Origin of the sequence: Flavobacterium sp. J372, from assembly GCF_024699965.1 — a bacterium.
Classification (GTDB): domain Bacteria; phylum Bacteroidota; class Bacteroidia; order Flavobacteriales; family Flavobacteriaceae; genus Flavobacterium.
In genome coordinates this window covers 2172899-2185753 of the sequence record NZ_JAJOMZ010000004.1, presented here as the reverse complement: position 1 = coordinate 2185753, position 12855 = coordinate 2172899, and the positions used below count along the sequence as shown (strand labels likewise).

Here is a 12855-nt window from a genome sequence, read left to right as displayed (position 1 = left end):
GAACCTTTCACAGGTTCACCGTTTATTTTAGGTTTTAAAAATTATACGAGATATTGATAAAGAAATTCCTGCCCATCCTTGGCAGCCTGTTCCAGTCCGCGAAGGTGGTATACTCGGTATCAAACAGGTTTTCGATGCCTCCTTTGAGCAAAAGCGATCCGTTGTCCCAACTGAATGCTTTCGTAACCCCAACATTCAGGATGCAATAGGCAGGCAGTGCGGTTTCCCCGAACGCGGGGTTGAACCGGTGCTGGCTTGCCGCCCCTGAGATGTCAAGTTTGGCTGTGAAGGACGAAAGGAGGTATCCCAGTCCCGCCCGGTAAGCAAATGGCTGCATGAGCGGAAGGTCGCCAACACCATCTCCTGAGCCCCTGCGGTAAGATACCGATGCAGATGATTTCCAGCGCTCGCTGAAATCATAGCCCATCTCAGCGGAGAGGTTCGCTATCCCGGCTTGGGGCAGCTGACCGTAGACCTTGACCCCTGCTGCACCGATTGTCATGGCACTCAGGCTGGCATCCGGCCTGCCGATAATGTAATCGAACAGGTGGAAATAGTTGCCCGAGAGCTTCAGCCGGAACCCCGGCGCATCGTACGACACAGCGGCATCTATGGCAGCCGATTTCTCATTTTTCATCAGGGGATTGCCAATGTAGTCGAAGCGGTCAAAACTGTTGAACAGGTAAAAGCCATAGCCTTCGGATACGCCCGGTGCCCGCTCTCCGTAGGAAAGGCCGGCTACATAACTGAAAGCCTCCCGGCTGTGCCGGATTGAGGCCGCCAGGCGCGGGAGCATCCTGGTTCTGCTTTTTTCCATCCTGGGATAAAATATCTGAAGGCTTTGCAGCCCGAAGCGCTCCGCCACGATATTGTTGTGTACGGCGGCACCGGCGGTAAGTGTCACATCCGTATTCCGGCCCGTGATTATGGCATCCTCAAGGGATATATCGCTATAATTGGTCTGTACCCCCGGCCAGGTCAGCATAAACATATCGTTTTCAGCGGGTGTATTAGAGAACATTGTCATCTCTGCCCTTGATTTGTTGTGGTGGGCGCTGACATTGGCTTTCCAGCGATGATTGCCTGAAATTCCATTAATAACGGAGTACAGCCCTGCCGTCCTGCTCCAGCCGGGCATGTCCATCCTGACCGGGACATCCGGCCGTTTGGTGTCATCCATCATGTGCGCGATGCTGTTGTAGTACACTTTAGATTCCCAGCGCTGGACCACGTCCGAAAGATGGTGCCGGATATAGACCATGGAGCCTATCACAGCCTTTGCCGAGGATACGTCCATGGGAAGCGCCGGGTAGCCTACATCTACCGCATGGTCATAAATCACCGAAGCCTCCAGCTGCTGGTGTTCACTTATCTTATATCCTGTAATTGCCGAAACATTATATTTCGTAAACTGAGAATACAACAGCTCTCTGCCGCTTCCAGAAGTGTAATTGCCCGCATCCCTGTACATCAGGTCAATGTCGGCATATAGCTTCTGGCTGCGATATGAAAAATCCGCCCCGGCAATCTTTTGCCGGTTGTTCGATTCAAACCCACCCAGGACAGTCCCCCGGAATTCCTTTTCGCCGAAATAGCTTTTTTTCCGCCGTAGGTCCAGGCCTCCTGCAATCGTCGCGCCACCCGTGGCCCCATGCTGTCCTGATGTGATCACCGCCTCCTCAAGGTTGGTCACCTCAATGTAGGAAGTAACCGGGTCCATCCTGTCGGTGCATGCAGCATAGATGCGCATCCCGTCTATGGTGGTCACGCTTCTCTCGGAAGCCATGCCGTTAAGGTACGGCTCCCACGCATAGGTACCGCGCCGGACCATATCGAGGGAAAGGCTTTGCGCAAGGTAATGGTCGATGGTTGCCAGGGGCTTATCTGCCTTTTGGGACGGGCTGCGGCCGGAGACCACCATCACTTCCTGCAGTTGGACAGGCTGGACGGTATCGGCAGGAAAACCGGCCCTTTCCTGTGCGGCAGTTCCCGAAGCCCACAAACCAATGGCCAAAGGGTATAGGAACAAACAGCCCTTTTGGAGGCAGCACAGCAATCCCCACGCGTTGCGGGGAAATGCATTCAGGATATTTTCCATCTTAAAACTCTATTTCAAAAAAGATGCTGCTTGAGGGGTTGGATTCGGTAACCGGCTCTCCCTTAACTACCGTACCCGCCGAGTCAGCCAGGCGGAGGTTTATCTTCCAGTAGCCGGTCATGGTAAGGCTCAGCCTGCCTTTGTAAGCATCGCTGCCCACGGACGGCACCAGGCTTTCATTATTGGGAGATGTGTGGTTGCCCATGCCCGGCATCCTTGGGTCGATATGGATGGCATAACCTGCTGCAGGCATAAAATCCATTATGCTTTCCATGGTATACAGCACTGCTGACATATCATTTATGGCAACCCTGGGCTGTGAGGGTTCCACCAGGGCTAAGACATAATTTTTCCCGTCTGTACCCTGGAACGATTCAACGCGCCTCCTGGCAGAAGGATTTACATCTATCGCTGCTGATGCCTGGTAGGCAGTCCCGTCAATCTCATAGTCAAGGCTAAGTGTCCAGTATTCCATAGCGTTCCCGGCCATCTGGAATACGATGTAGCCTGAATAAACAGCCGATTGGCCTTCTACCGGGCTAACTGCTGAGGCGGGGCAGGAATGGCTCATGCCGGACATCTGCATCACGGGATTCCAGCTTAGCGGAACATTGCCTACATAAGTCCCATTATCATTATCCTTAACCTTAACGTATACGGCATTGTAGCCGGTTTCGAAAGTACCGCTGGAGGTGTAGAGTTCGAGGCTATGCGCCTGGTTTGACAGGGTAGTAGCAAGGCGGAGTCCCTGAAGGGGATCGGTGGCACTTTGCCCATCGTCCGAAGAACATGAGCCAAAAGCAAGGGCTGCAACAACAGCCAGGATATATCTGAATTTTTGTATTGTTTTCATTAAAGAATATTGAGGTTTATAAATCGTCCGTGGGCATACCATGCCCCAAAGCGCAACACAATGCTGCGCAGCCGCTGTATGGTTTGTACAGGCTGTATTTAATAGTATAGTTTTGGGAATGTTGCCCTCCTAGCAGGGCGGGCGGATCGATTTGTCTGCGTAGAGGAAGTTATAATCCTGGGGATTGAAGCTAACCGGCCTGCGGTCAACTGCAACTATAAGGGGAAGCTCAGGCAATTTTGTAAACCCGGCTGCAATGAAAAGCGGTATCTCGGAGAGTTGCTTCAGCAGGTCTTTGGCCTGCTGCCGGCTCTCTTCGCGCTGCATTTCTGCCAGCCTGCACTTTCCGTTGCAATGGAGTTCCGGCCTGTCAGTATTGCGGCAGAACGTCGCGATGAAAAGTGAGGGATCCACATCATATAAAATGCTGAGCACTGAATTCTGCGCGATGGTCACGAACATCACGGCAACAATAAAACCAGGTATCCAATGCAGTATCCTCATTACAAATCTTAGCCCGCCAAAGGTACGGTAGAAAAGGTTTTTCAGCAAGCCTCGAGAAGCATTATTTGTAAGGATATCGCATAGTCCCGCTACAGAATTCCTTCAGATTTGGCTGTTACTTTAGCCGCTTGAGCATGACCACACCGCCAATCCAATAATTCGCTGCGTTATGATGAAAAACTTCTTAAGGAAAGCCAACAGCCACAAGCGCTCCCTGCTGGGTGCGCTCACCAAAAGCCTGGGTTCGGAAGTAGAGGCGGCACCGCCCGGCCTCGATGCTGCCACAATTGAGCGGATATTGGTGGTGCGCCCCAACCACAGGCTGGGCAATACACTGATGCTTACCCCTCTTGTACGGGAAATAAACCACCTGCTGCCCGGCGCTACGGTAGACCTTTTCGTAAAGGGAATACCGCCGGAGCGGTTTTCCGGAATTATGAGAATGTCGGCAAGGTTATCGCACTCCCCAAAAAGCATTTCAGCCGATTGTACCTGTATACGTATCGCTGGCTGCAGTTGCGATTGAAACCCTACGATCTGGTCATCAACATCGATCCCGGCTCTTCATCGGGCAGGATGGCGACAGCATTTGCAAGGGGGCGTTTCCGGATCAACGGCAACCTGCCGGAGCAAGAGGCTGCCCATCTCCCGGATTATGGGCATCTGGCGAAAAAGCCGGTATATAATCTAAGGTATTTCCTGTCTACAACGCAACATCAAGCGGTAACCCGGTATCCGGTACCGATGCCTGATATCCTGCTAACCGGAACAGAATTAAATCAGGCCAGTGAAACCGTGAGAAAACTGGCCAGGGGCAATGCAAAGGTCATTGCGCTGTTCACGCACGCCACAGACACAAAGAAACTCAGCGCCACATTCTGGGAGCGCATCTACAGGCGCATCCAGACTGAATTCCCCGAGCATGCGGTAATTGAGGCCCTGCCTGTAGAGAATGTTTCGCAGCTCGGCTTCAAAGCACCCTGCTATTATACCGCCCAGGTGCGGGAATTAGCCTCGGTAATCGCCAACTGCCACCTTTTCATAGGTGCCGACAGTGGGATCATGCACCTGGCATCGGCATCAGGAATCCCTGTCATCGGGCTGTTCAATGTTACGAACCCGAAGAAATATGCGCCCTACGGCAATGGCAGCCTTGCTTTCGATACAAATAAGAACGATGAAGACGTCTTATTTCAGGCTATTTCAGACCTGTTGACAAAGGATGTACAGGACTATCGCCATAAATAACTTAAATCCGGGATATATGAGATTATTGATTACCCTCGCATTATGGTGCCTTGCCACAGGTTTAGCAAATGCGCAGGCACATAAAGATGAACCCCGTCACGGCGGGATAGTGGAAGAGTCGAATGGCTATCACTTTGAGATGGTACAGTCGGGCAGCCAGCTGACTATCTATGTGCTTGAAGCAGAGGGGAAACCATCGCTTCAGTATACGGGCATCGAGGCGGAGTTCATTTTTGGAAAGAAACCATCCGAGAAGGCCTTCTTGGTAAAAAGCGACAAAGGCTATTTCGTTACGACCATACCGGCCTCTGCAGCCTCTTTCGAGCACTGCATGATCATACTGGATGTAGAAGGGGAGCGGCTTTCGGTGACGTTCCCCAACTCGTCCCACAGCAGGAAGAAAAAGCGCGGGCATAGCCATTAAAAACAACGGAAGGTTTGGGCGCGGAGGGTTCGGCACAATAGTTGCAAAAGAATTGAAATGGCCTGCAAATAGTCGTATATTTGCTTGCATTAAAGATTCATTGCGCTTGAGGATACTGCTGTTCATACTTTCATTTTCCATGCTGGCTGCCACGGCGCTGCCTTGCTGTGCCATTTCCGATGCCCTTTCGCATACGGAGCACCATAGCGATGACCACGGCTGCAGCAGCCAGGCAGATGATGGATGCAGTGACTGCCTTCAGTATTCTTTCTGCAACGGCTGCGGCGGTTTTTTTGCCACCGCACCGCAAACTTTTGAATTCCCGCCTCCCAGCCATGAGGAACAGGTGAATTCGTATCCGCTCCAGTGCCAGATTGTGCGGAACGCACAATCGTCTATCTGGCAGCCTCCCCGCGTTAGCTGATTTAAGTATGGTCAGCCGTGGCCGCAGGAATCTTTCCCTGTGCCCTGATGCTGGTGCAGTAACCCCACCCGGTAAACCTTCCGGGGGATATCTTTATTAATACCAGTTTATTATTATGAGCGATACATGTTGCCAGGGCAACGGTGGCGGATGTTCCGCCGCTGCCCCAAATCCGCAGGCACAGGGTACAGCTGTACCCGGTGCCCTGCAAAGACGATGGCCGCTGCTGGCGGGTCTGGCAATCCTTTTGGCACTGATTGTCCTAGAGTCTGTCTTCTCCCGGGCAGTCCAATTCCCGCTGGACCTGTTCCTGTACCTAACAGCCTACCTGCTGTCAGGAAACAATGTGCTTCTTCTCGCCTGGCGTAAGGCATTGAGGCTGGATTTCTTCAATGAGTTTTTCCTTATGAGCATTGCCACTATCGGCGCGTTCGTTCTGGGCTCTTACAGTGAAGGGGTTGCCGTGATGGTCTTTTATTCCATTGGAGAATGGTTCCAGGATGCCGCTGTAGGGCGTGCAAAGCGGAGCATCGCCGCCCTTTTGGACGCACGGCCGGATGTAGTCACGGTCTTACGGGCAGACACTACCATGCAAGTACATCCTTCTGAGGTCCGGATAGGTGAAACCATCATAGTGAAAGCAGGCGAGAAGGTGGGCCTCGACGGTACCCTGTCATCCTCAGGTGCTGCATTTAATACTGCAGCGCTTACAGGAGAAAGCAAGCCTGATACCAAGTATGAGGGCGAAACAGTGCTGGCCGGGATGATCAATATGCATAAAGTCTGTGCTATAACCGTAACCGCTATGTATAACGACAGCAAGCTGAGTGCCATACTGAAGATGGTGGAGGAGGCCACGGTGCGGAAATCAAGGACACAGCTTTTCATCAGCCGCTTCGCCAGGGTGTACACCCCGGTTATCTTCGCGCTTGCAGTGCTGGTCTGCCTTGTTCCCGCGCTGTTTGTCGAGGGCTACGTTTTCCGGGAATGGGCCTACAGGTCGCTGGTCTTTTTAGTGATCAGCTGCCCCTGCGCACTGGTGGTTTCCATACCATTGGGCTATTTCGGGGGCATAGGGCTTGCATCACGCAACGGCATCTTATTTAAGGGCGCTGGCTTCCTTGATGCGATAAGCGAGGTGCAGGCCGTGGTCTTCGACAAGACCGGCACACTTACCAAAGGTGTTTTCGAAGTGCGTGAGATCCATGCCTATACGTTGGACGAAAATACGTTGCTCCGGGCCGTTTGTGCCCTTGAGCAGCATTCAGCCCACCCCGTGGCGAAAGCCATCGTAGAGTACGCTTCCGGTAATGGGATTGCTCCCTTTCCTGGGCCTGCCGATGTCGGGGAGCTGCCAGGATTGGGACTCAAAGGTACTATTGGGGGCAAAGAGGTTTTGGCAGGAAATGCGAAGCTGCTCAGGAGCCATTCAGTGCCTTACCCGCCAGCGCTGGACGAGGTTACAGAAACAACGGTACTGGTCGCCATTGACGGCGAATTCGCGGGGCACATCACGATAGCTGACGTAATCCGGGATGACGCTGCAGCGGTTATAAAAGCCCTGCATAAAAAGGCATTGCGACAGCCATATTATCAGGAGACAAACAGGCTGTCGTAGACAGGGTAGCCCGGCAACTGGGCATTGACAATGCCTACGGTGACCTGCTGCCGGAAGACAAGGTCAGTAAGCTGGAACAGCTGAAATCCTCAGGCAGGAAACTGGCGTTCGTGGGAGACGGCATAAACGATGCCCCTGTACTCGCCCTTGCTGATACCGGCATCGCCATGGGAGGGCTTGGCAGCGATGCAGCAATCGAGACCGCCGATATCGTGATACAGAATGACCGGCTTACGAAAATAGACTCCGCCATCAGGATCGGGAGGCTGACCAAAAGGATCGTCTGGCAGAATATCTGCCTTGCAATCGGCATAAAGGCCCTGGTGCTGATTTTGGGTACAGCCGGAATGGCAAACCTTTGGGAGGCTGTAATAGCCGATGTGGGTGTTGCGCTGCTGGCCATACTCAATGCCGTCCGTATACAGGGCACACGCCTGGCTCGGCAATAGTGACATCCCTGTTTATTTAAATTATTATAAAAAATCATTATGTTTGCTTAACAATTATCTAATTATGAAAACAATTTTTAAAACATTCCTTATTGCCTTTACGGTAATGCTTTTCTCAACAAATGTTTCTGCACAGGAGAAAAAAATCCAGACCGCCACAATTAAGACGACAATCTATTGCGACCACTGTAAAGTGTGCGAGACCTGCGGCCAGCTTTTCAACCAAAAGCTTTTGAAAGAGCCGGGAGTACAGATGGTAGTCCTGGATGAGGAAAAGATGACCATAAAGGTTACCTACAATACAAAGAAGACGGACCTTGGCAAAGTAAAGACTGCAATCAGCAAGTTAGGCTATGATGCCGATGACGTGAAAGCAGACCCGGCAGGCTACAAAAACCTCGACGGTTGCTGCAAAAAGTAATCTTAAAACTCTCATCACTGATGAGAGTTTTTTATTTAGAACTATTTCGGATCAGCCAGCCAAAGTTTTTTTAAATTTTGACCGTAATCTATTCAATAAAAACATTGAATAGATTACGGTTTTTATTTATATTAGCAACTTGATAATATAACATAGTTATGAATCCAAATAAAAATATCGTGAGTTCCATAAGATTTTCAGCAGTTATCCTGTTTTTTACCTTTTTCGGCACAACCCCCAAGTCCATGGCACAGACTGCTTTTGTTGAACGTGTTTTTGACGAAAGCCTTGCACAAACAAGTTATCTGATAGCTAATCTGCAGACTAAGGAAGCTATTGTAATTGATCCTAAGCGTGATATTGATACCTATTTAGAAATAGCCAGAAAGCATAATTTTAGAATTACTAAAGTCACTGAAACCCATATTCATGCGGATTTCCTTAGCGGCACACGTGAACTTGTATCTGCAACCGGAGCTGAATTATTGTTATCCGGAGAAACGGACAGCAATTGGGCCTATGAATTTCCGCATTCACCGCTTAAAGATGGAGACAAGATATCAATGGGAGAAATAGTTCTTACCGTTATGCATACTCCCGGGCATACTCCCGAGAGCCTTACGTTTCTCCTAATGGACCAGTCGGTTTCTGATAAACCGCAAAAAGCCTTTACAGGGGATTTCGTTTTTGTGGGTGATGTAGGCCGTCCTGATCTTCTTGAGAAAGTAGCGGGCCAGATCGGGTCTCAGGATAAAGGCGCTAAATCCTTGTATGCGTCTTTACAGCGCTTTTCTAAATTGCCGGATGAGTTGGAGATTTGGCCGGGACATGGAGCAGGGTCATTTTGCGGAAAGTCTTTAAGCAGTGTTCCGCAATCCACATTAAAAATTGAGAAAGCGACTAACAAAGCTTTCCAATTCCACAACGATGAAAAAGGTTTTGTAAAATATATACTGGATGGCCAGCCAGAGCCACCTAAGTATTTTGCAGTCATGAAGCAATGGAACAGAGAGCCACGCAGCCTTCTGGTGGAAGTTCCTAAGTACTATGAACTTTCGAAAGAAGAATTCAGTGAGGCGCAAAGAAACGGCTTAATCATTATTGATACGCGAAAAAAAGAAGTTGTGGCTAACGGGTATATACCGGGAAGCCTTCATATCGAGGGAAGCAAATCTTTTTCGACATTTATGGGCTGGCTATTGGATTATGAGCAGCAATATGTTCTTATCGCTGATAAAGATGAAATTGAAGACCTGACACGTAAACTAATGCGAATCGGAATGGACAATATGTATGGTTACATAACCGATGTAAATGCGCAAGGTCAAAAATTAGAAAAATTTTCAATCGCCGGGCGTGACGATTTGCTGAAGGCAGTTGGGACCAAAACCAAAGTCATTGATGTCAGGACATCCTCGGAGTTCAACACAGGGCATGTAAAAGGAGCAGAAAATATAGCCCTTGCCTCACTTGAGGACAATCTTGCACAGATTAAAACAGATAAGGCGATAATTGTGCACTGTAAAAGTGGTACGCGCGCAGCAATGGCTTATTCCATACTGAAAAAATATGGTTATAAAGATGTTAGGGTTTATCTGGGTGACATTAAAGATATAACGGAAAGCCCGCAGAAACACTAATCCTTTTAGGTTAAGTTTTTAGGATTGGATTACAATAGTTTGAAATCAGAAATGAATAAGAGAGAATTTAAGGATGCAGTATATCAGGAGTTAGCTAAGATTTCCAAAGCCCTTGCCAACCCGCATCGTTTGGAGATAGTCGATCTTTTGGCTCAGGGCCCATTTTCCGTTGAGGTCATTGCAGACTATACCGGCATGAGCGTTGCCAATGCCTCGCAGCATCTGCAGGTGCTTAAAAAGGCACAGCTGGTCGAAACCAGCAAGGACGGAAATTTTATCTTTTACCACCTGCGTAATGAAAAGGTCTTTGCAGCCTGGCGCTCGCTTAGGGAGTTAGGTATGGAAAACAACACGGAAATTGAAGGATTGGTAAAAGATTTCAGGTCGAACTTTCACAATCTTGCACCAATATCTGCCGAAGATTTGCTTGAAAAAATTGGTAAAAATCAAGTTTTGGTGCTGGATGTACGCCCGGAAGCTGAATTTAATCGTGGGCATATCCATTCCGCGCTTTCGATGCCTTACGATAAAATAATTAAGCGTATCAGGGAGTTGTCTAAAGAAAGTGAAATTATAGCCTATTGCCGTGGACCGTTTTGCATATATGCCGATCAGGCTGTTAAAATACTTACGGAGTATGGATATAAGGCCAACAGGCTTTCTGAGGGCTTTCCTGACTGGATGTCTAAAGGTTATCCCGTGGAGAAGGCTGTTTAGTAATAGAGAGGATTTTTTTATTCCACACGCTTATATTTTATCTTAAAAATTATAGACCTACACATGATATATCTCGATTACAATGCCACGACACCCGTTGCACCTGAAGTGCTGAAAGCCATGCTGCCTTATCTTTCGCAGCATTATGGAAATCCATCGAGTGTCCATGCACTGGGAGAAAAGACCAAATCTGCAATTGCTGCTGCAAGGCGTGCTGTTGCGCAGTCATTGGATGCCGAGGGAGCCAAGATCATATTTACAGCTACCGGTAGCGAGGGCAATAATCTGGCCCTTAAAGGAATCGCCCATGCCCTTCGCTATAAAGGAAAACACATCATAATATCTGCAGTAGAGCACCCGGCAATCTCATTACCTGCCGCATACCTTGAAAAAGAAGGCTACGACATCTCAGTTATTCCGGTTGACGGGCAGGGTAGGATCAACCCGGCTGATGTAACCGCTGCCCTTCGGGATGATACCATATTAATCAGCGTAATGCTGGCTAATAATGAAACCGGAACAGTACAGCCTGTAAAGGGAATCGCTACGATAGCCCACCAAAATGGAATTTTGATGCATACTGATGCAGCGCAGGCGATAGGTAAGATGAGGGTTTCTTTTCAGGAGTTAGGCGTTGACCTGATGACGATTGTGGGACATAAAATATACGCACCTAAAGGCATTGGAGCGCTCATCGTGAAAGAGGGTGTAAACTTGGAGTCTTTAATACATGGTGCGAGCCACGAATACGGATTAAGGGCAGGAACTGAGAATGTTCCTTACATCGTGGCTTTAGGCAAAGCCTGTGAGCTGGCAGCTGATACAGCCTTGGCCAAGGCTGGGGGTATTACCGCCCTTACAGAAAAATTACATAATGCCATTAAGGATGCCTATCCTGATGCGGTCTACAATGGGCATGTTACAGAAAAGCTTTGCAATACGCTTAACATCAGTTTTCCGGGATTAGATATGGGCAGGCTTATTGAAGGATTGCAATCCAAGATCGCCTGTTCTACGGGAGCTGCCTGCCATAGCGGGGATGCGACACCATCTTCGGTATTGCTGCAAATGGGTAAATCAACAGAAGTTGCCTCTACAGCCATCCGTTTCAGTTTGGGACTTTATACCTCCGAAAAGGAAATAGAAGAAGCTATTGATCATATAAAAACGTGTCTTGGTGCACTACAAAACAACAAAAACATGGAAGAAAAAGCCAGTACAAAAGAACATTGGGAAAATATATATACTACAAAATCACTTGAATCGGTAAGCTGGTACCAGCCTGTACCGGAAACCTCACTTGAAATGATCACCAAGTATGCTGCATCAAAAGATGCGGCCATCATTGATATGGGCGGGGGAGACAGCTTCTTATCCGACCACCTGCTAAACCTTGGCTATACCGATATTACGGTACTGGATATTTCTGAGGCAGCCATAGCAAGGGCAAAAGAAAGGCTTGGAGAAAAAGCCGATAAGGTAAAATGGATTGTATCAGATGCTGCTAATTTTCTCCCTGAAAGGAAATACGACATATGGCATGACCGCGCCGCATTCCATTTTTTGACAGCCGGGGGCGACATCAGCAACTACACAAGGTCAGCTTTATCAGGAATCGCACCTGATGGCATGTTGATTCTTGGCACATTTTCAGAGAATGGGCCAAAAAAGTGTAGTGGTATAGATATCAGGCAATATTCCGAAAAGTCAATGAAAGCGATGTTCCAAGACGGTTTCGAGCCAATTGAATGCTTTGCATCAGACCATCGCACCCCATTTGATACAGTGCAGAATTTTACCTTCTGCGTTTTCAGGAAGCACTAACGCAGCCGGGACATGTGCCTCGAACCATTAACTCAAAATAACATGACAAAACAGTGGCTTGAAGAGCAACAGATCTATATATATATTGTTGTACTTATCCTAAGCGGCATTGTTGGGATATACTGGCCCGGCAGCCACGGCCTGGAATCTTGGATTGAGCCGGTAATCGGAATCCTGCTTTACAGTATGTTCTGCCAGATCCCTTTCCTTGAGCTGAAGGGTGCGCTGAAAAACCGGTCCTTCTTTAAAGCCCTGCTTTTTGGCAACTTTATACTTGTACCGCTCCTGGTATGGGGGCTCGTCACGGTATTTTCCCCTGACAGCACCGTGGCGATAGGTATTGTTTTGGTATTGGTAACCCCCTGTATCGATTATGTGATAGTATTTACGCACATGGGCAAAGGGGACTACAAATCCGTGCTGGCCTCAACACCCCTTCTTTTTGCCCTGCAGATGGCCTTGCTGCCCATCTATATGCTTGTTTTTCTTGGGAGGGAAACAATAGAGATCATTGAATTGGCCCCTTTCGTTAAATCATTCCTGTATCTTATAGTGATTCCATTTTCGTTATCCGTGCTGACACAGCTGGCTGCGAAATCAAGGAACAGGGTGGGGGGAAAGGCTTCTTGATTATT

General features: G+C 48.8%; 12 protein-coding genes and 1 pseudogene. 10 read left to right on the top strand and 3 right to left on the bottom strand.

Annotation, left to right across the window (positions count from 1 at the left end; all coding sequences use genetic code 11):
• Positions 1–34: 34 nt before the first annotated feature.
• The 3 genes from LRS05_RS10825 to LRS05_RS10815 all read right to left on the bottom strand — a co-directional run bounded on the left by LRS05_RS10825 (position 35) and on the right by LRS05_RS10815 (position 3503).
• Positions 35–2098 (bottom strand): TonB-dependent siderophore receptor, encoded by a 2064-nt coding sequence (locus tag LRS05_RS10825; RefSeq protein ID WP_257868346.1) that lies wholly within the window; start codon positions 2096–2098, stop codon positions 35–37.
• Between the two features lies 1 nt (position 2099).
• On the bottom strand, positions 2100–2951 hold the full coding sequence (locus LRS05_RS10820; RefSeq protein WP_257868345.1) for a hypothetical protein: 852 nt from the start codon (positions 2949–2951) through the stop codon (positions 2100–2102).
• 129 nt (positions 2952–3080) lie between these two features.
• Positions 3081–3503, bottom strand: coding sequence for a hypothetical protein (locus LRS05_RS10815; RefSeq protein ID WP_257868344.1), 423 nt, complete (start codon positions 3501–3503; stop codon positions 3081–3083).
• A 121-nt stretch (positions 3504–3624) separates the two neighbouring features.
• Between LRS05_RS10815 and LRS05_RS10810 the strand changes: the two genes are divergently transcribed.
• The 10 genes and pseudogenes from LRS05_RS10810 (at position 3625) to LRS05_RS10755 (ending at position 12850) form a co-directional block, all read left to right on the top strand.
• Complete coding sequence (locus LRS05_RS10810) at positions 3625–3981, top strand: hypothetical protein (RefSeq protein WP_257868343.1); 357 nt, start codon at positions 3625–3627, stop codon at positions 3979–3981.
• Positions 3942–4703 (top strand): glycosyltransferase family 9 protein, encoded by a 762-nt coding sequence (locus LRS05_RS10805; protein ID WP_257868342.1) that lies wholly within the window; start codon positions 3942–3944, stop codon positions 4701–4703. Before LRS05_RS10810 ends, LRS05_RS10805 begins: the two co-directional genes overlap by 40 nt.
• 16 nt (positions 4704–4719) lie before the next feature.
• A complete protein-coding gene (locus LRS05_RS10800; RefSeq protein WP_257868341.1) occupies positions 4720–5127 on the top strand; it encodes a hypothetical protein in 408 nt (135 codons plus the stop codon).
• 106 nt (positions 5128–5233) lie between these two features.
• Positions 5234–5551 carry a hypothetical protein gene (locus LRS05_RS10795; protein WP_257868340.1) on the top strand — a complete coding sequence of 106 codons (318 nt, stop codon included), beginning with the start codon at positions 5234–5236 and terminating at the stop codon, positions 5549–5551.
• Positions 5552–5666: 115 nt separating this feature from the next.
• Positions 5667–7618 (top strand): annotated as a pseudogene (locus LRS05_RS10790) (heavy metal translocating P-type ATPase).
• 64 nt (positions 7619–7682) lie between these two features.
• Positions 7683–8039: a heavy-metal-associated domain-containing protein gene (locus LRS05_RS10780; RefSeq protein WP_257868338.1), complete on the top strand. Its 357-nt coding sequence runs from the start codon at positions 7683–7685 to the stop codon at positions 8037–8039.
• A gap of 245 nt (positions 8040–8284) precedes the next feature.
• Positions 8285–9679 carry a rhodanese-like domain-containing protein gene (locus LRS05_RS10775; protein ID WP_257868337.1) on the top strand — a complete coding sequence of 465 codons (1395 nt, stop codon included), beginning with the start codon at positions 8285–8287 and terminating at the stop codon, positions 9677–9679.
• A gap of 51 nt (positions 9680–9730) precedes the next feature.
• Positions 9731–10396: a metalloregulator ArsR/SmtB family transcription factor gene (locus LRS05_RS10770; protein ID WP_257868336.1), complete on the top strand. Its 666-nt coding sequence runs from the start codon at positions 9731–9733 to the stop codon at positions 10394–10396.
• 63 nt (positions 10397–10459) lie between these two features.
• Positions 10460–12220 (top strand): aminotransferase class V-fold PLP-dependent enzyme, encoded by a 1761-nt coding sequence (locus tag LRS05_RS17315; RefSeq protein WP_308224892.1) that lies wholly within the window; start codon positions 10460–10462, stop codon positions 12218–12220.
• Between the two features lie 42 nt (positions 12221–12262).
• Positions 12263–12850, top strand: a complete 588-nt coding sequence (locus LRS05_RS10755; protein ID WP_257868335.1) for an arsenic resistance protein — start codon at positions 12263–12265, stop codon at positions 12848–12850.
• Positions 12851–12855 lie beyond the last annotated feature (5 nt).

Coding starts and splice junctions, on each gene's coding strand:
- LRS05_RS10825 (WP_257868346.1), bottom strand. CDS start 2,098: ATGGAAAATATCCTGAATGCATTTCCCCGCAACGCGTGGGGATTGCTG.
- LRS05_RS10820 (WP_257868345.1), bottom strand. CDS start 2,951: ATGAAAACAATACAAAAATTCAGATATATCCTGGCTGTTGTTGCAGCC.
- LRS05_RS10810 (WP_257868343.1), top strand. CDS start 3,625: ATGATGAAAAACTTCTTAAGGAAAGCCAACAGCCACAAGCGCTCCCTG.
- LRS05_RS10800 (WP_257868341.1), top strand. CDS start 4,720: ATGAGATTATTGATTACCCTCGCATTATGGTGCCTTGCCACAGGTTTA.
- LRS05_RS10780 (WP_257868338.1), top strand. CDS start 7,683: ATGAAAACAATTTTTAAAACATTCCTTATTGCCTTTACGGTAATGCTT.
- LRS05_RS10775 (WP_257868337.1), top strand. CDS start 8,285: ATGGCACAGACTGCTTTTGTTGAACGTGTTTTTGACGAAAGCCTTGCA.
- LRS05_RS10770 (WP_257868336.1), top strand. CDS start 9,731: ATGAATAAGAGAGAATTTAAGGATGCAGTATATCAGGAGTTAGCTAAG.
- LRS05_RS17315 (WP_308224892.1), top strand. CDS start 10,460: ATGATATATCTCGATTACAATGCCACGACACCCGTTGCACCTGAAGTG.
- LRS05_RS10755 (WP_257868335.1), top strand. CDS start 12,263: ATGACAAAACAGTGGCTTGAAGAGCAACAGATCTATATATATATTGTT.